This is a genomic window from Bradyrhizobium tropiciagri (genome assembly GCF_001189845.1).
Lineage (GTDB): Bacteria > Pseudomonadota > Alphaproteobacteria > Rhizobiales > Xanthobacteraceae > Bradyrhizobium > Bradyrhizobium tropiciagri.
Genome location: NZ_LFLZ01000021.1, coordinates 90425 through 114212, shown reverse-complemented (window position 1 = coordinate 114212; position 23788 = coordinate 90425). Strand labels below are relative to the sequence as shown.

Below are 23788 nucleotides of genomic sequence, written 5' to 3'. Positions count from 1 at the left end.
ATCAACGCCCCTCGAATTTTGCGAGACCCGGACCATTCTTGCGGAATGACGCAAGTCCCGTCTTCAGGTCTTCTGAAGCCCATATCGGCGCCTGGACCCTTGCCATTGCTTCATCGGCAGCAACCACACCTTCGTTGACCGCGATATGCACGAGTTGCTTCGTGGCCGCATGCGCCACTGTCGGTCCATGGGCGAATTCTTCCGCCACCGTCATTGTGACTTGCTCCAGCGACTCCTCTGGGACGGTAAGATTGATCAATCCCCATTTCTCCAGGGTCGGCGCATCATAACGCCGGGCCAGCATCGACATTTCCTTGGCCCGCTGGGCACCGATCCGCTGCACCTGACGCTGGATTCCGCCAAGCAATGGATGCAGCCCCAGCGTTGCCTCGACCGATCCTATCTTGGCCGAAGAGGCCGCGATGATGTAGTCGCAGGAAAGCGCAAGCTCGAGACCCCCGCCGAGGCAAACGCCGTGGACACTCGCAATCAGCGGTATTGGCAGCAGTTCCATGAAGCGCAGAAACTCGACGCCGCTGAGGCGCCTGTTTTCGCCGGCCTGGTCGGCCTCACCCGCGGCGACCCGTTTGTCGAAGATATCCAGGTCCGCTCCAGCCGAGAAATGCCGCAGCCCGCTACGGATCACAATAGCACGGCTGCCTGCCTTCTGAGACGACTCTATCTGCGCCACGATCTCATTGATCAGCTTAGGGCCCAGCAGGTTGTACGGCCGATAAACCATGGTCAAAACGGAGATGCTGCCACGCTCTTCGCGTGTCACGATCGCGTCCTCGGACAAAGCGTGCCTCCTTTGTGTCGGCGCCGCCTTTCGCGACGCTTATTATCTGTCACTCATCATATAATACGACTTTCGTTTTGCAAGTCATTTCCTCAGGCGCTGTAAGTCGAATCGTACGCACCGCTTTGGGTCATGAAGAGAAGGTCCCAGGATCCGTCGTACGTAGAGCGGGCCTGCGCGACTGGCGCGAAGGCCACCAGGCAACCCGCGGCAACCGCAGACTTGAGCAACTTTTCATTGTGTGCTCCAAAGCGCTTGATCATTTCCTTCGATGAAATGCAACGCTACCGCTCTCAGTGCGGCGCGTGGCCGATGCGCCATGCATTACCGATCACTCCGCAGCGAGCATCCGGTACCGCCGCGGCAACCCAAGTCGTTCCCAGACACCGACCAGCGCTTCTGCGAGCACGTCGATCAGCACGTAATCGTGATAAGGCGTCGGCGTAATGCGCAGCCGTTCGGTCCGCGCGGGACGGTCGGATAGTTGATCGGCTGGACATAGATGCCGTACTCGGCAAGCAGGAGATCGGTCGCTTCCTTACACTTCTCCGGATCGCCCACCATGACCGGCACAATATGCGTCTCGCTCGGCATCACTGGCAGGCCGGCAGCATTGAGCACGGCCTTGACCCGTGCCGCGCGGTTCTGGTGTCGGTCGCGCTCCCATTGCGAAGTCTTGAGGTGCCGGATCGCCGCGGTAGCGGCGGCGCAGATCGCCGGCGGAAGCGCGGTTGTAAAGATGAATCCCGGCGCATAGGAACGCACCGCGTCGATGACGTCGGCGCTGCCCGCGATGTAGCCGCCCAGGCATCCGAATGCCTTTGCCAGCGTCCCCTCGACCACGTCGATACGGTGCAAGGCCCCGTCCCGCGCAGCGATCCCGGACCCGCGTGGCCCGTACATGCCGGCCGAATGGACCTCGTCGATATAGGTCATCGCGCCGTAGCGCTGCGCGAGATCGCAGATGCGGTTAACCGGCGCGACGTCGCCGTCCATCGAGTAGAGCGCCTCGAACACGATCAGCTTCGGGCGATCGGGGGGCGCCCCCGCCAGCAGATCTTCGAGATGATTCACGTCGTTGTGGCACCAGATCTTCTTTTCTACGCCGGCGCGCCGTACGCCCTCGATCATCGAATTGTGGTTCAAGGCGTCCGCGAAGATCACGCAGTTTGGAAGCAGCTTGGCGATAGTCGCGATGCCGGTCTCGTTGGACACGTACCCTGAGGTGAAGACCAGGGCAGCCTCCTTGCCGTGCAGGTCGGCGAGCTCGCGCTCCAACTCGACCAGCGGGTGATTGGTCCCGGAAATGTTGCGGGTGCCGCCCGCGCCTGCGCCCATCCGGGTCGCAGTTTCGACCATTGCGCCGATCACCTTCGGATGCTGCCCCATGCCAAGATAATCGTTCGAGCACCAGATCACGACCGGGCGCGGGCCGTCGGGAGAATGCCATATTGCATGCGGAAAGCGCCCGGCGATGCGTTCGAGATCGGCAAACACGCGGTAGCGCCGCTCCTCATGAAGCCGGGCGAGCGCTGCGGAAAAGAAATGATCATAGATCATATAGCGAAATCTCCGTCCGTTTCCGGCTCAACGATTGGACTTCCCCGATCCAAAGAACCTGCATGCCCATCCCATCCAGCACCCGCGATCCCTCAGCCGTTCGGAAGGGGGCGGCCGGTCCTCCGGGGGAAAGGACCGGCCGCGGGGAGCCACAGCGAAGGGGGCGAAGGGCCAGGCTCCAAGCACTTGGGAGAGTCGTTCGCCTCCGATAAGTCGATTGGTATGCGACAAGGAGCGTTGACGCGAGTGAAGCAGTGCAAATCACGGCAAATTCTTGCGAAAGTTGGTGATCACAGGCCACGCCGGTGTCGACGGCGACATGGAGCCGCGTCGCTTACGGCGCCGCATCGAACGCGTCGAACGTGCGGGTTGAGTAAACGAGGGCCGCACCGGCATTGACGCTGATGCCGACACCCAGCGCTTCCGCTATCTCTTCCTTGGTAGCGCCAAGCTTCTTGGCCGCTGCCGTGTGCACGCTGATGCAGCCGTCGCAGCGCAGCGTAATCGCGACTGCAAGCGCGATCAGCTCACGCGTCTTGGCATCAAGATGTCCGGTCTTTGCGCCGGCCCCGCCGAGCGCCGTGTAGCCCCTGATAGTATCCGGTGAGAGCTTGCCGATTTCGCCGAGCCGGGCGAGTATCTGCCCTCGATATTCGTTCCAATCAAGCATAGCCATTGTGTCCTCCATGGTATTGGCTGTTTTCATCAAGCTCGTGGAGCCGAGGCCGGTGGAATACCTTCAGATGCATTTTTGGATCGCGCCGATCGCGCGGGTCCAGATGTTCTCCATGATTTGGCTCTAGGACAAGCCAACTGGCCGGTTTGCGAATCCGACTAGCCTTCATGCCACATGCGATCCAGCGCCGCCTCGTGGGTCACGACCATTATGGCCTTGTCCACGAGTGCAGCGGGTTGAAGCATGACTGGGAGGTCTCCACGAGACGCAGCCCCTCAATTCGCAGCATCGAGCAGGTCGCCGACTGCCTTGCTCAGCCGCTGCATTTTAGCGACGTCGCGAGCAGTGACGTCCGGATTGGCGATATAGAAAAGGTCGCACTCAAAGTGAGTGTTAGCGACGAGCTCTTCAACGGATTTACGATCTTTCACCCCTTTGAAGCCCTCAAATCCGCCAAAGACCTGGTCGAGCCACGGGCCAGCTTTACTCAGGACATCCTCGAGATAGGGCTTGAAATCGCCATCGTAGACGATCGTTACCAACATCCGTGTATCGTTGTCGATCAGCGTCGCGCGGAAGTCGACCACAGTGCCAACTCCGTCTTCCCAAGATCCCGCCTCGGCTTGAATCTGCGGTAAGCGCTCGCGGAACACTTTTGCTGCGCCGGGGGCAAGTTTACCGAGAAAGGAGATTTCTCCCTTTTTCCCGATGCGCTTGCCCGGCCCGTCAGGCTGACGCGTTATGTGCTGCGACATTGCCGTGCGTTCGTTTTCGATGACTTTCGTGGTCATTGTATTCTCCTCATGACTGGTTGCTGCTCAATTGGATAAGGTGGGGCCGGAGCACCGAGCAGATGCTGCTCCTGCCGTGTTCGCGTCGAGCGCCTGCACCAGGAGTTCACGCGCGCGCGGCGTCTTCCGCACTTCTAGATTGAGGATTGCGAGGCGAAGGGCTTCCTCCGGATCGTTACCGGGGCCAAGCCAGAACTCCGCCGCATGATCGGCGAACGCCTCGCGGTGTGCAGTGGTTAACTCGTCATAGCGCTCGGCAGCCCTGTGGCGCCAAACACTGGACTCTTCGTTCCGACCCATTTCGCCGAGGATGCGCGCGAGTTGCGCCGCGTAGTCCGCATCGTCGGAAGAAATGGCCAACGGGTACAGCCGCGCCAGCGCCGCTTCAGGCTTGCCCAGATCTGCCTCGACCTCCGCCAAATGGCCTTGCGCTGGCGCGAAGGCAGGGACGCGACGTATCGCGGCTTCGAAGCACGTTCGCGCCTTCTCCAGCCGCTGATGCCTCATCCACATGACGCCCTGCTGAAAATCCAGTAGCGCCAGCGGAAACGGAGAGATGCCTCGGTAGCTGCGCAGGCTATCGAGATAAAAGTGCTGCGCCGTGTCGGCCTCGCCCCGCTCGGCCCACAACCCGGTCAATGCGGCAGCTCGTTCAAATTGTCCCACGCCGTCGATGACGGCAGAATATGCCGCGAGGGCTTCATCAAAGCGCCCCTGCGCCTGCAGGATTGCTGCACGCTCCCGCTTTGCAGCAGCATCGTGGGGCGACATCCGATCGACGTTATCAAGATCGTCAAGCGCCTCTGCAAAACGATGGAATACCGCGCGGGTCCGTGCGCGCGCCATGTAGGCGGCCGCGTCCGTAGTTGCTTCGCCGACCTGACGATTGGCCAGCTGCGCGGCTCGCTCATAATCGCTGATGCGCCCGAGGATGAGCCCGCGAAGAATGAGCAGGTCGATCAGGGTTGCTGTTTCCGCTGAGGTGCAGTGACCTTCGAGGCCATCGATTTGGGCCTGCAGATTGAGCAGAGCGATCGTTCCGTCCGTCAGCGTGAGCGGGCTGGCGGCGGGCCAAATGGCCGGCGCGGAGATTCCGGACGAGTCGATCATGCCACCGCTGCCTTGGTTGGGTTGGGCGGCGCAAGATACGGAAATGTCTTAGACGACCAGGCGATCGGCGCGTCGACGCCATCGTTGATGGGCGGGCCGTTTATGCCGTTGACATAGAGCGTGTAAACGAAATCCATGAAATCTTGATTGAGCCACCGGCCGCCAGGCGTGGCGTGCAGTCGGCCCTCGAGCATCGAACGCTCGATATCGAAGTAGCTCGTTTCAGCGAAAGCCATCGATGCATCGACGACCAGGAAGTCCGCCAACAGCAGCTTGGTGAGCGGATGATTGCCGTGCTGATCGAAAGGCCAATCGATTTTGCCGTCGAGTCCATCGTGGAATGCCAGATTGGCGTTCATCCGCATCCGATAGACATCGAAATAGTCGCGCTTGATGTCGAAGGCGTCCTCGCTGTTGTAGAGATCGCGGATTTCAAGGTCTCTGTTGATCTGATCGAACTGCTTCCAGCTCAACGTGACGTTCTTGATTTCAGGACGGCCGACACGTTCAATTCGAACTGGTTGCTTGCCGGCTACGAGCGTTTCACACACGACCGCGAAGAGCGGTCCGCCTTTGAGCATCTTGCGCCAATCGAACTTGATCACGATGGCGAGTATGTTGGTGCCATATAGAGTGTCGGACCCTTTCGGTTTGAACGACAGTTTGCCGGTGGCTGCCGTCTTCTCGATCATTCGCACGTCGAGAAAGAATGGTTCAGAACGCTGGCCCGCGAATACCTGGACGCCGTCACCCACACCGCCGTTCTCGTCGTCGGCGCGAAACGAGATGACACGTCCATCCGGCGTGAGACAGCGGCCGTACTGAGCCAGGCGCACTGCGTTGCCGGTACCACTCGGGACGTCGAACGTGCAGTCAAATGTGAACTCAGTTTGACTTGGTGCAAAGGCCGCTTCCGGACCCATTGCAGCAATCTCAACCGGCCGTATTCGAAACCGATAGATGACCGCGTCGGAGAAGACGGCTGAGGGGCCGGCCTTGCCGAACACGTCCAGCACCAAGACAAGGTGATCTGGACTGTCGGGCGCCGGAAACGCATACACATCCGTAATGTCGGCGGCTGGTTCGGAGAGGGCCCGAGGCCCGGAGAAGTGATCGGACATGGTCGAACAATCCTTGTTACCGATGACCGCGCTCACCGTTTGATGGCAGCAAAGCTTGCCGGCACCATGAGACTGTTGCGCTGCTCCACCAGGTACGCGGCCTCGTCGGCCAGCTTCAGGTAATTCAGCCATTCCGGGTCCGCCATCATGGCGGCGCGGCGGCAGGCTCGATCGGCGGCATCCTCAAACGTCCAGAGATGAACCATGGTGTTCAGATCGCCGCTTTCAGCGTGCAAATATGCAAGCGGCGCGCCCAGGTGACGGATTTGCGCCGCCAAGCCGTGTTTGGCGTAAAGATCCAGCTCCTGGGTGAGTTTTCCCGGTTTGACCTGATAGGTGCGGACGTCGACGAGCACGGTGATTCTCCTAAATCTTCAGCAGCGTCGAGCTTTGAATTAAGCGACCCTGCGCTGAACTTCGAGTGAATGCTGACAAAGCGACGCAAAACCTTGCTAACGCTGCGCGTCTAGTCGGCGTTATCGCCCAAGCGCGCAAGCCATTGCAGCGCGCGCAGGCCAGGCATGAAGCAATATTCACCGCCGCGGACAGAGACAAAGCAAGGCAGCCCGTGCAGACGACGTCGAACCGGAATCTTGGGAATGGTGAAGACGCCCTCACCATCGTTATTGCCGACGAGTGGATCCTGCTCGGCTCCGTGACTGATAAAATTGCCGTCGGTCGCCCATTGCGACTGCACGAACTCGAACTGCCGCTGCAAGTGTGCGCCGATCAGGAGGAAGACGCCGCCGCGCTCGGCGCCGTCATCCTCGAGCACTCCCTCCGGCAAGGCTGATCCGTAGTTCGTGCCGCGCCGCAGGAATTTGTGGAGATTGACGTTGACGACGTCGTCCTTCAGGGCATCGCGTGGATTGATGCGACGAGTATGCGCGCTGAATGGACACTTCAATCCCTTCATATCATCTGCATAGCTGAAATCGTTGTTGCGCGTCGCATCACCACCCAGCGCGGGATCGTCGTGGTCGGGCGCCAATACCAAGGGCGCACCACTGCGCCATCGTCCCACCATTTTGGCGGCGAGGAGTTCCTCTTCCTCGGGCGAGGATGCGTGCGCGCGCAGGTATTTGCGAAACGCCGCGACATCCATGTGAAATTTGCGAAACGCCACAAAGGTGCCGTTGTGCCGCAGTTCGCCGGGAATCGGAGCCAGCGCCGTCTGGCCAAGTTCGTCCGGATAGCCCATCACGAACTCGCCTGCTTTGATCGACGCGTTGCTGGCGGCAGGGACAAAACCATCTTCTTCAGCAACACTGCCTTCGACGTGCGGATTGTGCAATCCATCCCGGAAGCCAAATGGATTGCGTCCGCCCGGGAGTTCATTGAAACGCATGCGATAGACAACTGAGACATGCGCGAGATCATGGTGGGACTGGCCCGCCCGTGCCAGAATTTCGCCGAGATGCTGCTCATTGTCCGAGTAGACCGCTAGTGCGACGTGCATGTCGGAGTTGCCGAACGGATATTCCCAATTGCTCGGCGCGTTGCCGCCGAAATCGTGGAGTATCGCGGCGCGAGCCGCCATCCCTTGTCGAAACTCGACGGGAAAGCTGTCCAGGGAGGCCTGCGGCAGCCCTAATGCCTTGAGGCCCTGGTAGGTGAAGGCGATTCCTAGCCAGCCGGGTAACGATGGCACCCACCATTCGTCCGCGGGCGCGACATGCGGGATTATTCGGCGCAACATCTCTCGCCCCTGCGCCGCGTCGTCGATGCGAAGAACGACGTATTCTCCCACGTAAGGCGACGGGCGTGGCCGCAGGACCGTGGCCTGGATGTCACTCATATCAAGGGCCGGGGTGTAAGGCTTGAGCATCAAAACCGACCTCGTTCTACACGGTGGCTGATTAGTCTATTCACTCTCATCTCACTCTGGCGAGACACGATGAGTAGCGTGAACGCGCTAGTCCGAGACCTGTGCTCGCATGTTGGCAACGTCCCGTGCCGTGAGCGATGAGCCCTTGGCTCCAAAACGGGCGGTGACGTAGTTGGAGACCGCGGCGATCTCGTCGTCGGAGAGCACATGGCCGAACGACGGCATCGACAACGCGCGAGCCGGTGTCAGGCGTCTGGTACCGCCGATAACGATCTGTGCCACGTTCGTCGCGCTCGGATCGTTTATGGCGGCGCTTCCGGTCAGTGTCGCGAAAGGTGAAACCGCACTCTCGCCGGTCCAGCCATGGCAACTCGCGCAAGCGCCCTCGAATATCTTCTTCCCGAGCAAGTTTGCGGCTACACCGTCCTTGTGAGAAGCCGGCGCGGGCGCCGACCTCAAGGCAAAATCGGGTGTCGTGCTGGGTGGAACGCTCCGTACGAACGCGACCATCGCCTCGATATCAGCCTGCGTCATCTTGCTGAAGGAGTGATCAACGGCCTCACCCATCGCTCCTGATGCGGTGCCGTGACCCGGTGCATGTCCGAGCGAAAGATACGACGCGATATCTTCGTCGCTCCAGCCTCCGAGGCCGGTGGCCTTATCGGGCGATATATTGAACGCGCGCCAGCCTCCCACCGGAGCTCCGGCAAACTTTTCTCGGTTATTGAGTGCAAAGCCGATGTTGCGAGGCGTGTGGCATTCGCCGCAATGCGCCAGCGCTTCAGCCAAGTAGGCCCCCCGATTCCATTTGAGGCTCTGCGAAGGATCAGGCCGGAAGCGCGTATCGCGATTAAACACCAATGACCAGAATGCCATGGCCCAGCGCTGATTGAACGGAAACATCAAGGTATTTTCCGGAGGCACTGCGCGCACCGACGCAAGGCTGAACAGGTAGGCCTTGATCGCCAGCGCGTCGGCGTCCGTGATGTAAGCGTAAGACGTGTAGGGCATTGCCGGATAAAGCCGCGCGCCGTCGCGGCGGATGCCCCGATGCATCGCGTCGAGGAATTCCTGGTCGGTGTACTTGCCGATACCCGTCTCCTTGTCGGGCGTGATGTTGGTCGAGTACATCGTTCCGAAAGGCATCTTGAAAGCAAAGCCGCCCGCATATTCCTTGCCGCCGGGTGCGGTGTGGCAAACCCCACAGTCCGCAGCCTCCGTGAGATACCTGCCGCGTTCAAGGAGGCTGGCCTGCCTCATGGAGGTAGGCACACCGGTCGGATCACCATCCTTGTAGTCGGCCAGCGCGACGCTCTTGCCGCCGGTGAAGGCCAGCGGATCAGGACCTCGCACGTACCAAACCGCGCCGAGCGCAACGATGGCACCGACAATGACAGCTCCGATGAAAACTCTCACAATCCCGGCTCTCACAACCACGACTTCTTCTCCGCGATCAGCCCCCGGTCGATCGGAAGCCGGCGCAATGCGACCCCCGTCGCCGCGTAGATGGCGTTGCGCAAGGCCGGAGGTCCTCCGATCACACTGGCCTCGCCGATCCCGCCAGGCGCCTCGCCGCTCTTGACGAGATGGATATCGATCTTCGGGATCTGGTCGATGCGCAGCACGCGATAATCATGGAAGTTGGACTGCTGAACGCGGCCCTTCTCCAGCGTGATTTCGCCATACAAGGCGGCGGTCAGACCGAAGATCATGCCGCCTTCGATCTGCGCCACGACGGTGTCCGGATTGATGGCGAGCCCGCAATCCACGGCGAGCGTCACCTGGCGAATGTAGACGTCGCCCCCGGAGTCCACCTCTGCCTCAACCACGGTGGCGATCGACGTATTGAACGTCGGCTGTACGCTGACGCCCCGGCCGACGCGTCGCGGCAACGGCTGGCCCCAGTTCGACTTTTCCGCCACGAGGTCCAGCACGTGCTGGATACGCGGCGTCTTACCAAGCATGTCACGTCGAAATGCGATCGGGTCCTTGTTCGCCTTGCGGGCAAGCTCGTCCATGAAACTTTCGATGGCAAACACATTGTTGTTCGGACCGACGCCGCGCCAGAAGCCGGTCGGCACCGCGGGCGGCTCGACGCGGACATATTCCACCTGGAAGTTTGGAATATCGTACGGCGTGTCGGCGGCGCTATCGACGGCGTCATTATCGATGCCTTGCTGAACGGCGGGCGGCAACCATCGCGCAATCACCGAAGACCCGGCGACGCGGTACTTGAAGGCGATCACCTTGTCGCCCGACAGTCTTGCTGAAATTGTGTCGCGATAAACTGGTCGGTAGATGTCGTGTTGGATGTCCTCTTCCCGCATCCAGGTGATCTTGACCGGTCCATCGACCTTGCTGCCGATGCGAACGGCTGTGGCGATCATGTCAACCTCCAGCCTGCGCCCGAAGCCACCGCCGAGCAGGTGCTGATGGATCGTCACCTTGTCTTCTGGAAGCCCGGCCGCCCTCGCGGCGACCGACTGGGCGCGCGCAATGATCTGCGTTCCGACCCAGACGTTACAGAAACTCGGCGTGACATGGACGGTGCAGTTCAGAGGCTCCATGGTCGCGTGCGCAAGGAACGGCATTTCGTAGGAAGCTTCGTACGTCTCGCCGAGGTGCAGCGCGTCGGCGACATCTCCGACGGATTTTGCGACGACACCCTCGATCTCGCTGGCGGCGCGAAGATGGTCCCAGATGTCCTTTGAACTGACGTTGGCGTTCTTGCCTTCATTCCAGGTGATCTTCAGGGCCTCGAGACCGCGCTTGGCGGTCCAGGTATCATCGGCAATGACAGCGACCAAATCGTCCAGCACGACGATTTGCCTTACGCCGGGGATCTGCATCGCGGCATGGTCTTCGACATCGGCAACCTTGCCGCCAAAGACCGGACATTGCGCCAACGTCGCAAACTTCAGGCCGGGCATCATGGCGTCGATGCCATAGATCACCTTGCCGTTGACCTTGTCCGGCGTGTCGAGACGCTTCAAAGGCTTTCCGATCAGAACGAAGTTCTTCGGGTCCTTCAGGGGAATATCGCTCGGCGCAGACAGCTTGCTGGCGGGGTCGACAAGCTCGCCGTAGCGAAGCCTACGGCCACTTTCGATGTGAAGCACCGTGCCAAGCGCCGCGCTGCAACTTGCCGGCGCGACTTGCCACTGGTCCGCAGCGGCCTTGATGAGCATGGCCCGCGCGGCCGCGCCTGCTTTGCGCAATGGGGTCCAGAACGCCCGAACGGAAGTCGATCCACCGGTGGCCTGAATGCCGAACGACGGATTTGCATAGAGCTTCTCCTCCGGCGGCGCGTGCTGGAGGACGACTTGAGTTAGGTCTGCATCGAGCTCTTCGGCCAGGATCGTCGCGACCCCGGTATATATGCCCTGCCCCATTTCGACCTGTGGCATAATGAGTGTTATTTGGTCGGATTCATCGATGCGGATATACGCGTTTGGTGCAAACTTTCCGGCGGCCGGATCCTTTGTCTGCGGCGGCCTGGCGGCGCCGAGCGGAAGATGGAAGGCGAGTACCAAACCAGTCGCCAGTGCACCACCGAGGATGCGACGACGCGAGATCTCCGGAACTTCAGCCGTGATGGTCATGGGCGCCGCTTAGGATTTCTGTGTGGCAGCTGCCTGCTTGATGGCAGCTCGAATCCGCACATAAGTGCCGCAGCGGCAGATGTTGCCCGCCATGGCTGCGTCGATGTCGGAGTCGTCGGGATCCGGCGTCGACGCGAGCAGCGCCGCCGCAGACATGATCTGGCCGGACTGGCAATAACCGCATTGCACGACTTCGAGATCAAGCCAGGCCTTCTGCACCCCCGCCCCTACCGGCGTCGCACCGATGCCTTCGATGGTGGTGATCGTGCGGCTCTGGAGATTGCCAACGGGGAGCACGCAAGAACGGACCGGCTTGCCATCGACATGCACGGTGCAGGCGCCACACTGCGCCATGCCGCATCCGAATTTCGTGCCGGTCAAACCGAGAATGTCGCGCAGGACCCACAGCAGAGGCATTTCGGGCGGCGCATCGAAGGATCTTTCCTGACCATTGATCGTTAGCGTCGTTGCCATATAGACTCCTGCACTCTCCTCGAGCTGGTTCAGATCGACTGACACGCCTAAGAGAAGGCGACGTCACTGATCTCCATCGACACCATCAGCATATCCAGGATCGGACGCCGGTCGGGGCCGCGCGTGTAAGCGCGACGCTTGCTCGGCAAGCGCATGCCGTTGGCTTCGGTATATTCCAGCATCAGTTGCGCGGCGGGGAAGCCGCCGGCGATATTGACGCTGTAATCGTGCCGGCGGAGTTCGAATTTCTCGTCAAAGAAGAAGTCCTGCATTTCGCAATGCGTCCCGATCGAGCCGGGAAAATAGACACGCAGCACCCGCCAGGTCTCCTTGCCCTCTTGCCAGGACTCCGCCTCCTCGACCCGGACACCGTCCATTGCAAAGGCGAAGGGCGTCGCCAGGTAGGTCCACAGGGCTTCGCTGTTAAAGTAGGCAAGATGCAGAGGATCCCACGGCGTGTGCATCTGGTGCCCGGCAAACGAGTCCTTGGGCGCAAACCGCTCCGCGACGACCGTTCCGTCAAGCTTCTCGACGGCGACCCGCTCGGGCGTGAACATGACGAGCTGATCCGCTGCCCCAAAATTTGTGAGTGACGCTCGCTCCTCGTGCAGAGACACAGTCAAGCGGCGCGGGTCCGCATCCATCAAAGCGCCTTTCAAGCCAAAGAAGCCGCCGCCGGCGACAATCGTGGCTTCAACCTTGTTGTAGCTACGCCAGCGCTCCAGGCCGCCGTGCGCGTCGAGAACTTTCGTCAGTAACTCGTTCATGGCTTTCCTTTCCAATCCTCCTGCGCGATAGGCATCTTCGCTCGCGCCTGTGCACCAGCCGCGTCAGGCACCAAAAGGGGCGTTGCGATCGGGATCCTCGCTCAGTACTCGCTCCAGATCTTGAGATCGGCGTTCTTCTCAGGCGAGAACGGAGGAAATAGATGTTTGATCGCTACATCCGGCGGCGAGACGAGCATCGATTTGGCATGCGTAAGCATGTCGAAGCCATACTTGCCGTAGTAATGACCCATACCTGATGGTCCGACGCCACCGAAAGGCATCGTCTCGATAAACAGCTGGATGTTGACCTGGTTGACGGCTCCGCCGCCGAACGAAAGCTCGCCGATGAAGCGGTCGATCGCCGCCTTGTCACGACTGAAGACGTACGCTGCGAGAGGATGTGGGGTGGCTGCGATCCGGCCAAAGGCTTCGTCCAAAGTCCGGTAGGTCAGGATCGGCAGGATGGGGCCGAAGATTTCGTCGCGCATAATTTCGTCGTCCCAAGTGACGGGATGGAGGATCGTCGGATCGACGTAACGAGCATCGGGATCCGATTTGCCCCCATACACGACCTTCGTGGGGTCAATCAGCCCTGCGAGCCTTGCAGCTTCCTTGGTGCTGATAATGCGCGAGTAGTCCGGATTGCTCTTGGGATCACGTCCATAGAGTTCGACCAGCGCCTTTTTGGCTTCGGCAAGGAACGCGTCGGCGATCGACTCGTGGACATAGGCATAGCCTGGCGACGTACACCATTGTCCGCCCCACGCAGTCGCGCCCCACGCGATCTTTTTGGCCGCATCGGGGATGTTTGCGGTCTGGTCGACCAAGGCAGGATTTTGGCCGCCTAGTTCGAGCAGAACCGGCGTAAGATTCTCGGCCGCGGCATGCGCAACCACCTTTCCCACCTTGGTGCTGCCCGTGAAAAAGATGAAGTCGAAGGGAAGCTTCAGGAGTTCGGTTGTTTCCTCGCGGCCTCCCGCTACGGCGCAGACCGCGCGGGGGTCGAAGTATTTCGGCACGAGATCGAGCAGCACCGCCGACGTAGCCGACAAGGCCGGACTGAGCTTGAGGACGCAAGTATTGCCGGCGGCCAGGACCGCGATAGCGGGCCGAAGCAGCAATGTCAGGGGACCGTTGGACGGCCCGATGACCAGGACCGCGCCGTAAGGGTCGCGATAGATCATTCCCTTGTGGCCGGTCTTGGCAAGCGCTGTGGGAAGGGATGCTTCCGTCGGGGCCATCCATGAAGAAAGCTGGCTCTTCTGAAACTCAGTCTCCGTTACCGCAGTCGCAGTTTCGAAGATATGTTCCTGGCTGGCGGTTTTGAAGTCGCGTGCAATGGCCTCCTGCAACGCAGCTTCATTCTCCTTGACCATCCTGCCCATACGATCGAGCTGTTCGACCCGCCACGCATGCGAGCGGGTGATGTTGCTGGCAAAATGAGACTTCTGCGCATCAAATAGACTCTGGAACGGGTTCATTGTCTTCTACCTGGGCTCGTGGATTACTCTCGAATGCCGGTTGCGATCGCTTGTCCGAGATGGTGCGGCGGACTGCTCCGCAAGTCCGGTGGCTTGGTCTTCCGAAAGATCGCCGCTCACGCTCGACCTTCCGTCGTTCATCACGTCATGGTCAGGACCATGCGAAAGCGCGCCTTGCCTGACATCATTTTCGCGTAGGCGGCCGCGGCTTGCTCGAGCGGGACCGTTTCGATCATCGCAGAGGCTCCGCTCAGCACGCTGAAACGGAGCGTTGCGTCGCCTGTAGCCGGGTCGCCCGTGAGAGCGCCTTGAAGTCTACGATTTCCGAATATCAGGTCCGCGCTCGACGTCTCGATCGGCTCCGGTCCAACGCCCAGGACGATCGAAACGCCTTCGGGACGCAGGCCGTTGAAGGTTTCGGCGATCGTCTTGCCGCCCGACGCGGTGATCAGAATCACTTTCGCCCCACCGAGTTTTTGCAGAGCCGAGCCGGCGTCGGTTACCGCGCTGTCGATGAAATGATGGGCGCCGAGATTCTTCGCCAATTCCGCTTTGTCGGCGCCGCGCGCAATCGCCGCGACCTCGAACCCCATGTGACGCGCATATTGGACCGCCAGGTGACCGAGCCCGCCGATGCCGAATATCGCGACGAGGTCACCCGCCCGCGCCGGCGCGTTTCTTAGAGCGCCGAATGTCGTGAGTCCGGCGCAAAGCAGCGGCGCCGCGTCGATGGAGGACAAATCGTCGGGAATCGACATGAGACCGCTCGCCTTGGCGAGCAAGACTTCGGCATAGCCGCCGTCGTGATGAACGCCCGTGTTCTCCTGGTTCCGGCAGTTCACAAGGTCGCCGCCACGGCAAAATTCGCAATAACCGCAAGAGCCGGCCAGAAAGCCGACGCCGACCCTCTGGCCGACTTGCCAACCGCGAACGCCGGATCCCACCGCCTCAATGCGCCCGACCACCTCGTGGCCGGGTACACGCGGATAGGTAACGCCAGGCAAGCTTCCTTCGACCGTTCCCGCGTCCGAGTGGCAAACACCGCACGCCTCGACGCGAATGCGTACCTGATCGTGGCCGGGATCCCGAAGCGGCCGCCTCACTTCAGCGAACTCTCCAGGTTTCCGTACCTCAATGGCCTTGTAGGTCTCGCTCATCGTCGTGGCTCTCGCTCATTGTCGTCATTTGCTGACCGGAAGCGGCGGCAATTCTGCCGCGGCGTATTCAATGCGTTGGCAGTACGCCTGAATGCGTTCGTAACCACCGCTCCACGTTTCCGCGAGGCAAATTGGTATCCGACGAAGAACGTCTGTGCGAATAAAGCGCTGCAAATCTCGGCAAGTCGTTGCGTGCTCGGAAGCCGATTCTTCGGCTCGGTCGTGATGCAGCTTTTTCTCTGGGCCTACGGACCACATGGGTCCGCAGGCCACGACGCTCATCAGCTGTCAGCAGTCCTACTTCGGCCGTCTAAGAGTCGCTGATGTCGATCGATACCATCAGCATAATCCAGGATCGGACGCCGGTCGGGGCCGCGCGTGTAAGCGCGACGCTTGCTCGACAAGCGCATGCCGTTGGCCTCGGTGTATGATGGCGCATACCGCTGGTGAATTTGCAGATGCAGCATGACCAAGGGGGGCATCACCCAGCGCTTAGCTTCAGCTTCGGCGAGAGAAAGACGACCTCACTTCTGCGATCTGCGCAGTTTCGGCGAAAGCGATTGAATCGGATAACGTTGCGGTCAATCCGAGGAACGCTCAAGTGCTGACGTGCCGATGGTGAGCGAACTTCGCTACGGGCATCAACGAACAATCGTTTGATCATGACGGCCGGGCAGGAATCGCAAACTGAAAGAGAGCCCCGCGTGGCTCGCACGCGCTGACCCACAGGCGTCCGCCATGGGCTTCGATGATTGAACGGCAGATTGTTAGTCCCATCCCCATGCCGTTTGGCTTTGTCGTGTAGAATGGTTCAAAGAGATGTGGGAGGGTCTCCGGACTCACCCCAGGGCCAGTATCCTGAACCCCAACGTACAGATCGTTCAATTCGATCTGACGGGTGGTGACCAGCAACCGTCGCACGCCCTCAGTAACTGCGCTCATCGCCTGCACGGCGTTGAGAATGAGGTTTAGCACGACTTGCTGAAGTTGGACCCGATCCCCGGCAATGATAGGCAGGCCGTTCGCGAGCTGGCTCACCACTGAAATCCCGTTCTTCAGTGCTTCTCCTTGAGTAAGCTCAATCACTTCCCGCAGAGCCTCGTTCATATCGACCCGATCCAATCGGGGCGACGCTTTCTGCATGAGCGCACGCATTCGACCGACGATGGCATCGACTCGATCAGCGTCCTTGACGGCAGCGGCGAGCGCCTCTGAGACCTCCTGCAAATCCGGAGGGTTTCTACGCAAGAAATTCAGCGCCGCAATGACGTTGTTGCGCGCCGCCGCAATCGGCTGCTTGACCTCATGTGTAATAGAGGCGCTGAGTTCCCCCATCGTTACGAGGCGGTTCGCGTGCGCCAGCTGCATCTGCTGCTCCCGCAGCTGCCGCTCGCGGCGGGTGATCTCCAGGACAATGGCTGCCTGCGCAGCGAAGTCCGTGACCACTTCGATCTCCTTCTCCGTAAAGGGCTCTATGCGGTGCCGCCCAAGAGAAAGCGTTCCGATTAGCTCGTCGTTTCTGAGCATCGGCACGAAGAGGACTGTCCGAATGCCAACTTTGGATATAGGCTCCCGTTCAGCTTCTCCCGGAAAATTGCGTTCAAGATGTGTGGCTAAGTCGGGGATGTGGACCGGCGACTTGCTTCCGAAGAGGCTACCTACAAAGCTGTTGAATTCCCGAAGCATTGGTGGTGACCACAACCCTGACACCGCGGGGCTTCCTCTAAAGGCAACGAGACGAAAGCCTATTTCCTCGACAAGACGGAAGGCGCTCCAGTCTGTTCGGCAGAGATGCATTGTGTTGTCGATGATGCTGTCGAATATGGGCTGCAAGTCGTGTGGTGAATTGGCAATAGCACGCAGCACTGCCGAGATGGCCGCCCGTTGCCGAAGGACCTCGGCCAGCTCCTTTTGCGAATCTGAGCGAGCGTGAGCAGCTTCGGGCGCTTCGCCGGTTCCGGGCTGGTTCATGGCAGCTCCTTCCCGATCTAAGTTGCGGGAGAGATGGTATCGCTCCAGCCGCTACTCGGATAGCTCCCGCGGGGAACCGCAGCCCAAAAAATGCGTCGGTGTCTAAGAGAAGGCAACGTCACTGATGTCGATCGATACCATCAGCATATCCAATATTGGGCGCCGGTCGGGGCCGCGCGTGTATGCGCGACGCTTGCTCGGCAAGCGCATGCCATTGGCCTCGGTATATTCCAGCATCAGTTGCGCGGCGGGGAAGCCGCCGGCGATGTTGACGCTGTAGTCATGACGGCGGAGCTCGAATTTCTCGTCAAAGAAGAAATCCTGAACCTGGCAGTGTGTCTCGATCGAGCCGGGAAAATAGACACGAAGCACCCGCCAGGTCTCCTTCCCTTCCTGCCAGGGCGCAGTCTCCTCGACGCGGAAGCCATCCATCGCAAAGGCGAAGGGCGTCGTGAGGTAGGTCCACAACGCTTCGCCGTTGAAGTAGGCGCGATGCAGAGGGTCCCAGGGTGTGTGCATCTGGTGTCCAGCAAACGAATCCCTGGGCGCAATACGTTCCGCGACCAGGGCTCCGTCGAGCTTCTCGATCGCGATCCGGTCGGGCGTGAACATGGTGCGTTGATCTGCGGCGCCATAAGGAGTCACGGACGATCGCTCCTCGTGCAGCCATACGGCCATGCGGCGCGGATTTGAGTCCTGCAAAACGCCCTTCAGGGCAAAGAAGCCGCCGCCACTGACGATAGTGGCCTCAACCTTGTTGTAGCTACGCCAGCGCTCCAGACCGCCGTGTGCGTCGAGAACCTTCGTCAGCAGCTCATTCATAGCTTTTGTCTCCAATCCTCAAGTGCAATCGTCGGCATTTCGAAGCGCTCGCGGGTGCGCGTGTACCAGCCACCTTCCATACGACCGATCAGGTCAAGCTTTTCGGCATCGATGTGCTGGCGGGCAGCATTGGTCACGGCCTCATCCCGGACATGCACCATCAGGATCTTACCGAGCACCAGACCGAAGCTGCCGAGCGCGATTTCCTGCATGAAGGTACACTCCATCGAGACCGGCGCCTCCGCGATACGGGGGACGCCGACCCGCATCGAGGGCGCCAGCGAGAGGCCTGCTTTTCTCGGCTCCTCGACGCCTCTGGGAAACGCAATCGACGTGACGCGCATTTGCTCGGCCAGTGCGAACGGCACCAGATTGACGACGAATTGCTCGTTGGTGCGGATGTTGACGCGGGTGTCCTTTGGTTCAGCCGGTCCTCTGCTGCCGATGCCAATACCCACTGTCGCTGGATCGCTGCCGAACACGTTGAAGAACGAGAACGGCGCTGCGTTGGTTGCGCCGGCAGCATCACGGGTCGTCACCCACGCGATCGGCCGCGGCAAAACGGTCGCCAGCAGCAGTCTGTAGCGTTCGAGTGCTGGCATTCTTTCGAAATCAAACTGCATGGCTTTTCCGATCCTTGGTTGCCCGGTTGATCTGGTCGGCTCTAGCGCCTCGCTTCACCCCTTTGTTGTCGACTTTTAATCCTTGCCGGCGAGTCACCGCATCGACGTTGCGGTAGCTCTCGACTTCGAGACGTTTTCCTTGGCGTTGTATCGAGGAGCCGGGACTGCGCTTGAGAGCTTGCCGAACATGGCGCGGCGCGCGGTCTCATATCGGTCCCAATCGGCCTTGTCGGCGAGGGAGGGAATGGTAACAACCTCACCCTGGTCGAGACCGGCTAGTGCGGCATCGACCATGTCGTCGGCCGTCATCACGATCGCGGCAGGTAGCTGGTGGACCGGCACACCGGCTATGTCCCAGAAGTCGGTCGCCGTCGCGCCGGGCAGGACGGCCTGGACGCGCACACCCTTGCCGGCAAGCTCGTGGTGCAGCGAAAGGGAGAAGGCCAGCACGAAGGCTTTGCTTCCGCCATAAACGCCGTTGAGCGTTTCGGGAGAGATCGCCACGATCGACGAGATATTGATAATGGTGCCGCTGCCGCGGGCGACGAAGCCCGGGACCGCGGCATGGGTCAGTCGGGCCGGCGCGCCGACATTGAGGCGGATCATCTCGTCCATCTTCTCGACGTCGGCATTAAGCAGTGGCGCCGTGGCCCCAACGCCGGCATTGTTGACCAGGAGCGTGATGTCCGCGTTCGCGCGCAGGATTGCCTCGACCTTGGCCAGATCCGTCCTGTCGTTGAGGTCGGCTGCGACCGTGTCGACGGAGCGGCCAGTTGAGCTTCTCAAGCGCTGCGCAAGGCCGGCGAGACGGGTCTTGTTGCGGGCGACGAGGATCAGGTCATAACCCCGATAGGCCAGACGGTCGGCATAGACGGCGCCGATGCCGGCGGATGCGCCGGTGATCAGGGCGGTGCCTTTGGTTGTGGTGGTCATGGACGTTCTCCTCTGTTGCGTCCAGAGCTAAGGCCTTCCGAAATCTGGCGCTATATGGCAAAGTCGAGAGCTATCCTTCCAATATATGGAAGAGGAGCCGATGGATCGCCTGGAAGCGATGTCGACCTTTCTGGCCGTGGTCGAGAGCGGCAGCCTGTCAGCTGCGGCGCGGCAATTGAAAACGCCTTTGGCGACAGTCAGCCGCAAGGTCTCCGAGCTCGAGTCCCACTTGCGGGCGAAGCTGTTCAACCGGTCGAGCCGCAAGCTGGTCCTCACCGAGGCTGGCAGTTCCTATTTGGCAGCGTGCAAGCGGATTTTGGCTGATGTGACCGAGGCCGAGCGCGCCGCCTCCGGCGAATACTCCGCTCCGACCGGAGAATTGATCGTGACCGCTCCGGTTGGGCTTGGCCGCGCTTACCTCATCCCGATCCTGGCGGATTTCCTCAAGGCCTACCCGGACATCAAGGCCAGTCTGCTCCTCGCCGATCGCGTGCAGAGTCTGTTTCAGGAACAGATCGACGTTGGGCTACGCATCGGCGCGCTGCCCGACAGCAGCCTGATTGCAGTACGCCTCGGTACGACGCGTCGCATAGTTTGCGCCAGCCCCGCCTACCTCGCAGCCCAGGGAACGCCGCGCACTCCGGACGATCTCGCCGGGCATGACTGCATCACCTATGCCGGTTTCATGTCCCCTGATGTCTGGACATTCTTCAAAGACAAGACGGCCGTCGCGGTGCCCGTGCGTGCGCGGCTTGTGGTCGGGAGCGCCGAGGCCGCCTGCGACGCTGCGTGCGCCGGCATCGGAATTGCCTCCGCCTTCGCCTATCATTTCAAGACGGCGCTCGAGCGCGGGACCCTCACGACCCTGCTCGATGAATTCCAGCCGGAACCACTGCCGGTCAATCTCGTTTACGCCGCCAACCGGTTTCTGCCGATCAAGGTGCGCGCTTTCCTGGATTTTGCAGCGCCCAGGCTGAAGCGATTCTTCGCGGAGGGCCAACCGCCTGCCTTCTAGGTGAGATCGAATCTCACCTCGTCAGCGCGAGTAAGCCTTGCTTCGCCTGACTTGGTCGAGCCACCGCGCAAAGCGCGGGTGCCTTGCAAACCTGCTTTCAAATGCCGCCAGCTCCTGCTGGAAGTATGGGAGTGAAAGAAGTGCCTCAATGTCTGGCTCCCTGGTCTTCCAGATCGCGTGAGGAAAGAAGCCATACACTTTGAGCTCATAAAGTTCGAAGATTGAATAGATGATCTCGTGCGCGGCCCGGCGTTCTTCAGGTGTCTTTTCAACGTTGCTGGAAACCTCTTGTTCGACGAGCGCGCCGATCGGGAGGCTCCGCCGTAGATCGGAGATTCGGTCGGAATATCTGAGGAAGATGTCGGCTCCCAAACGCCGATTGTTGGTGTGCACGGCAGCGTAGATGGCGATACTGCCAACGATGACGGTACCAAGCGTCATAAATCTGAGAATATGTTCAAGCACTCCTTACCTCATCGCTACCTTAGGCTCCCTTGCTCGGCCGCTTTCCGAATTCGCAGCGCCATCCCGCAAGGCGTTCGGCTGGATGCTCTTTCATCCAGTCGGCAAGCTGCGGTGCTCCCATCATGCAGGACTGCATCGAGACGTCGGCGAAGTCGGAGGTGGTGACGGTCTGCTCGTGGCAATTTGCCGGGGCGGACAGACTGCAGAGCACGGCGACGATCGCAATCATGGCAAAAGCCCATCCCTGCCATCGGCATTGGCGCTGGCGATCGCATGACGGACGAGGGCTTTGTCGCTCTGTTCGTTAGCAGGAGCAACCGGTGGGAACACGCTGTCGTATATCGCGCGGGCTTCTCGAATGAGGCGGAGCCGCTCGCGCTCAGACCTCGGAACCAATTGAACAACCTCACCCATGTTCGCTCCTATTATATTATTATCGTCATTTCACACCCTAGATGGGCCCTTGACGCCGGCGCTGAAACCTCGCAGGCGGTAACGTGGGTATAAAATACTCGTGACGGAAGCCGAATTTGGAACGCCAACCGTTGGCATGCATCGGTCGGGATCGCCTGAGAGCCGCCTTCGGCAAAAGGCAGTCTCACGAACAATGACTTCAATTCGGCTTGCCTAGGACAAATGCGAAGGGCACAACGAAGAGCTCGTCGCCCTGATCGTCGTTGACATGCAGGATCCAGTCACGCCAATCCTCGAGGCTGCGCTCGTTGGTGAAGGACTGCACCACGCGAGTCGCATGATCGCGCGCCTCAGCGAGGTCGTCCACCACGGCGCCACGGTGATCGACGAAAACCTTGTTCGCGTTGGAGCAGTGAAAATACACCTGGGTCATATTCAACCTCCATAAAATAGAGCGGATAGCCGCTCAACCGCCGCACTTCGTCGCCAACAGATCATTGAAAGCGTTGATTTCGGAGTCCAGCACAGCGAGGTTTCGCTCGCCGTTGGCGCACCTCGTCGCTGTCTGCCGAAGCGTCACCGATTCGTAGAACGAGGCGGCGTAGGCACGGCAGGCCGTCTCCTGGTCGGTAGCTTTGGCTGGTTGGCTGCGCAACAGCTCCCAGCGTGCGCGAGAGGCGTTGATGTCCTTGTTTGAGGCGCACTCGGCCGCAAGCGAGGGGACCGTGGATGCGTTAATGACGGCAGAAGCGACGAGAACAACGATTCTCCTCATGAGCAAACTCCGCAAAACGAGCTGTTGTGAGGAGAATTAACGCCCTGCGGTTCTATCTTCTATTGCACGCGGGTCGTTCCAAGCGCCGCTTTGGTTGCGCCGCATAAACCTTGGCTCAGAAGAGACGAGCGACAGTTTTCGGACGCCCCACCGGGACCACCACCTCCAAGCGGAGTGAAGGCACCACCGGTCGACGACGGACGCGGTACCCGCACGCTTCCTACGGCGCCGGAGATGAAGGGCCAGGAATGCAGTCGGGCCGCGCCGGAGTTTCGCCGATCAGTCCGAGGAAGCTCGTCTTGAGCTCAGATCGCACTCTTTGAAGGAGCGCTCCGCTCTCGCCGTCCCTGATCGTGACCGTTGCGGTCAAGCCTGACACCAGTGGCACGCCGGGCGGCACGTTGTCTATCGCGATTCGGACCGGCACTCTCTGCGCCAAGCGCACCCAGGTGTAAACGGGATCGACGTTTGGTAACCCCTGCGTCGAAGCGGCTGCGTTGGATACGCTGACGCCACGAGTCACTGTTGCGATGTGACCTGTGATCGGCGCCGGGTAGCCCATCAGTTTTGCCTCGACGCGGTCACCCACACACAGGCGGGCCAGCTTAGTTTCCTCGAAATAGCCGTCAACCCAGTAACTGTCCGTGTCGATGATCGAGACGTTAGTGCCGCCTTGATGCGCGTAGTCTCCTTCTCTGAGCAGGAGGTTTGTGACAATTCCATTCACCGGACTGCGTACTTCGGTGCGCCGCAGGTTGATCTCCGCCTGCCGCACCTGCTGCTGGGCCGACTCGACGGCAGCTTTTGCCTGAAGTGCATTTCCCTCGTAGATCTGCTTCTCTTCGGTGCTGCTCGCCAGATCCGACAAGCGTCGCCGACGTTCAGACTGCAAATCCTTCACGTTGAGGTCCGCGATCCTCTGCTGCAAGACCGCCTTGTTTGTGCGCAGCGCGACGTCGAAATCGACAGGATCGATGACGTACAGTACGTCGCCCTTGTGAACGAATTGATTATCGACGATCCGCAACTCGGTGATATTGCCGGAAATTTCCGGCGCGACATTTGCCACTTGCACCCGCACTCGTCCGTCGCGTGTCCATGGCCCGGCGTTGTACTGGTCCCAGGTCACGAGAGCGATTAGCACCGCAACGACCGCGATCGCGGCTGTAGCCATTTTGCTCAGCAGAAGCCGCGCGGTCCGCAAGGCGTCACGTCGCCGCGCGGCGGATTTCCCGTAAGACGAGACACTCGGTTTATCGTTTCGACGACCTTCCGGCACCCGTCGCGCAATTTCTTCCAACTCGCCGGCTTGGCGAGCTAAGTTCGGCGAAGAGCGAGTGACGGTTGCCCCCACCTCTTCCTGCTGAACCGCATCATCACGAACCGTCGCGTCCATGGCGCCCT

Annotated in this window: 24 protein-coding genes and 1 pseudogene; 1 reads left to right on the top strand and 24 read right to left on the bottom strand. The window is 60.4% G+C overall.

What is annotated here, in order from left to right; genetic code table 11:
- Window position 1: 1 nt before the first annotated feature.
- The 18 genes and pseudogenes from AKN84_RS18700 to AKN84_RS18615 all read right to left on the bottom strand — a co-directional run bounded on the left by AKN84_RS18700 (window position 2) and on the right by AKN84_RS18615 (window position 19715).
- Window positions 2–799, bottom strand: coding sequence for an enoyl-CoA hydratase/isomerase family protein (locus tag AKN84_RS18700; RefSeq protein ID WP_244485261.1), 798 nt, complete (start codon window positions 797–799; stop codon window positions 2–4).
- A 331-nt stretch (window positions 800–1130) separates the two neighbouring features.
- Window positions 1131–2359, bottom strand: a pseudogene (gene hemA, locus AKN84_RS18695) (5-aminolevulinate synthase).
- A gap of 334 nt (window positions 2360–2693) precedes the next feature.
- Entirely contained in the window at window positions 2694–3035 is a 342-nt protein-coding gene (locus AKN84_RS18690) for a carboxymuconolactone decarboxylase family protein (protein WP_202814699.1), read from the bottom strand.
- Window positions 3036–3310: 275 nt separating this feature from the next.
- Window positions 3311–3826, bottom strand: a complete 516-nt coding sequence (locus AKN84_RS18685; RefSeq protein WP_050422128.1) for a hypothetical protein — start codon at window positions 3824–3826, stop codon at window positions 3311–3313.
- Window positions 3827–3853: 27 nt separating this feature from the next.
- On the bottom strand, window positions 3854–4936 hold the full coding sequence (locus tag AKN84_RS18680) for a tetratricopeptide repeat protein (protein WP_050422127.1): 1083 nt from the start codon (window positions 4934–4936) through the stop codon (window positions 3854–3856).
- A complete protein-coding gene (locus AKN84_RS18675) occupies window positions 4933–6057 on the bottom strand; it encodes a DUF4331 family protein (RefSeq protein WP_050422154.1) in 1125 nt (374 codons plus the stop codon). Before AKN84_RS18675 ends, AKN84_RS18680 begins: the two co-directional genes overlap by 4 nt.
- A 32-nt stretch (window positions 6058–6089) precedes the next feature.
- Window positions 6090–6413, bottom strand: coding sequence for an NIPSNAP family protein (locus AKN84_RS18670; RefSeq protein ID WP_050422126.1), 324 nt, complete (start codon window positions 6411–6413; stop codon window positions 6090–6092).
- 110 nt (window positions 6414–6523) lie between these two features.
- Window positions 6524–7885: a Dyp-type peroxidase gene (locus tag AKN84_RS18665; protein ID WP_050422125.1), complete on the bottom strand. Its 1362-nt coding sequence runs from the start codon at window positions 7883–7885 to the stop codon at window positions 6524–6526.
- A gap of 87 nt (window positions 7886–7972) precedes the next feature.
- Window positions 7973–9301 (bottom strand): c-type cytochrome, encoded by a 1329-nt coding sequence (locus AKN84_RS18660; RefSeq protein WP_128970972.1) that lies wholly within the window; start codon window positions 9299–9301, stop codon window positions 7973–7975.
- Between the two features lie 11 nt (window positions 9302–9312).
- Window positions 9313–11487: a xanthine dehydrogenase family protein molybdopterin-binding subunit gene (locus AKN84_RS18655; RefSeq protein ID WP_050422123.1), complete on the bottom strand. Its 2175-nt coding sequence runs from the start codon at window positions 11485–11487 to the stop codon at window positions 9313–9315.
- Between the two features lie 9 nt (window positions 11488–11496).
- Window positions 11497–11961, bottom strand: a complete 465-nt coding sequence (locus tag AKN84_RS18650) for a (2Fe-2S)-binding protein (protein WP_050422153.1) — start codon at window positions 11959–11961, stop codon at window positions 11497–11499.
- A gap of 47 nt (window positions 11962–12008) precedes the next feature.
- Window positions 12009–12728 carry a hypothetical protein gene (locus tag AKN84_RS18645; RefSeq protein ID WP_050422122.1) on the bottom strand — a complete coding sequence of 240 codons (720 nt, stop codon included), beginning with the start codon at window positions 12726–12728 and terminating at the stop codon, window positions 12009–12011.
- Between the two features lie 101 nt (window positions 12729–12829).
- Window positions 12830–14209: an aldehyde dehydrogenase family protein gene (locus tag AKN84_RS18640; RefSeq protein ID WP_050422121.1), complete on the bottom strand. Its 1380-nt coding sequence runs from the start codon at window positions 14207–14209 to the stop codon at window positions 12830–12832.
- A gap of 140 nt (window positions 14210–14349) precedes the next feature.
- Window positions 14350–15366: an alcohol dehydrogenase gene (locus AKN84_RS18635; RefSeq protein WP_050422120.1), complete on the bottom strand. Its 1017-nt coding sequence runs from the start codon at window positions 15364–15366 to the stop codon at window positions 14350–14352.
- A gap of 660 nt (window positions 15367–16026) precedes the next feature.
- On the bottom strand, window positions 16027–17337 hold the full coding sequence (locus AKN84_RS18630) for a sensor histidine kinase (RefSeq protein WP_050422119.1): 1311 nt from the start codon (window positions 17335–17337) through the stop codon (window positions 16027–16029).
- A gap of 102 nt (window positions 17338–17439) precedes the next feature.
- A complete protein-coding gene (locus tag AKN84_RS18625; protein WP_050422118.1) occupies window positions 17440–18159 on the bottom strand; it encodes a hypothetical protein in 720 nt (239 codons plus the stop codon).
- Window positions 18156–18761 (bottom strand): flavin reductase family protein, encoded by a 606-nt coding sequence (locus AKN84_RS18620; protein WP_244485259.1) that lies wholly within the window; start codon window positions 18759–18761, stop codon window positions 18156–18158. The genes AKN84_RS18625 and AKN84_RS18620 overlap by 4 nt, the downstream gene beginning before the upstream one ends.
- A 114-nt stretch (window positions 18762–18875) precedes the next feature.
- Window positions 18876–19715 carry an SDR family NAD(P)-dependent oxidoreductase gene (locus tag AKN84_RS18615; RefSeq protein WP_050422116.1) on the bottom strand — a complete coding sequence of 280 codons (840 nt, stop codon included), beginning with the start codon at window positions 19713–19715 and terminating at the stop codon, window positions 18876–18878.
- 100 nt (window positions 19716–19815) lie between these two features.
- Here AKN84_RS18615 and AKN84_RS18610 point away from each other — a divergent pair, with 100 nt between their 5' ends.
- A complete protein-coding gene (locus AKN84_RS18610; protein ID WP_050422152.1) occupies window positions 19816–20730 on the top strand; it encodes a LysR family transcriptional regulator in 915 nt (304 codons plus the stop codon).
- Between the two features lie 21 nt (window positions 20731–20751).
- Here the strand turns inward: AKN84_RS18610 and AKN84_RS18605 are convergent, their stop codons facing one another.
- From AKN84_RS18605 to AKN84_RS18580, 6 genes are all read right to left on the bottom strand, one after another.
- Entirely contained in the window at window positions 20752–21195 is a 444-nt protein-coding gene (locus AKN84_RS18605) for a hypothetical protein (protein WP_128970971.1), read from the bottom strand.
- Between the two features lie 19 nt (window positions 21196–21214).
- Window positions 21215–21424, bottom strand: coding sequence for a hypothetical protein (locus tag AKN84_RS18600; protein WP_050422114.1), 210 nt, complete (start codon window positions 21422–21424; stop codon window positions 21215–21217).
- The gene (locus AKN84_RS45705; protein ID WP_128970970.1) at window positions 21421–21609 is read right to left on the bottom strand and encodes a hypothetical protein; all 189 of its coding nucleotides are present in this window, start codon (window positions 21607–21609) and stop codon (window positions 21421–21423) included. The genes AKN84_RS18600 and AKN84_RS45705 overlap by 4 nt, the downstream gene beginning before the upstream one ends.
- Window positions 21610–21808: 199 nt before the next feature.
- On the bottom strand, window positions 21809–22042 hold the full coding sequence (locus AKN84_RS18590; RefSeq protein WP_050422112.1) for a DUF6894 family protein: 234 nt from the start codon (window positions 22040–22042) through the stop codon (window positions 21809–21811).
- Window positions 22043–22075: 33 nt separating this feature from the next.
- Entirely contained in the window at window positions 22076–22384 is a 309-nt protein-coding gene (locus tag AKN84_RS18585; protein ID WP_050422111.1) for a hypothetical protein, read from the bottom strand.
- A gap of 220 nt (window positions 22385–22604) precedes the next feature.
- Complete coding sequence (locus AKN84_RS18580; protein WP_050422110.1) at window positions 22605–23780, bottom strand: HlyD family secretion protein; 1176 nt, start codon at window positions 23778–23780, stop codon at window positions 22605–22607.
- Window positions 23781–23788: the final 8 nt, after the last annotated feature.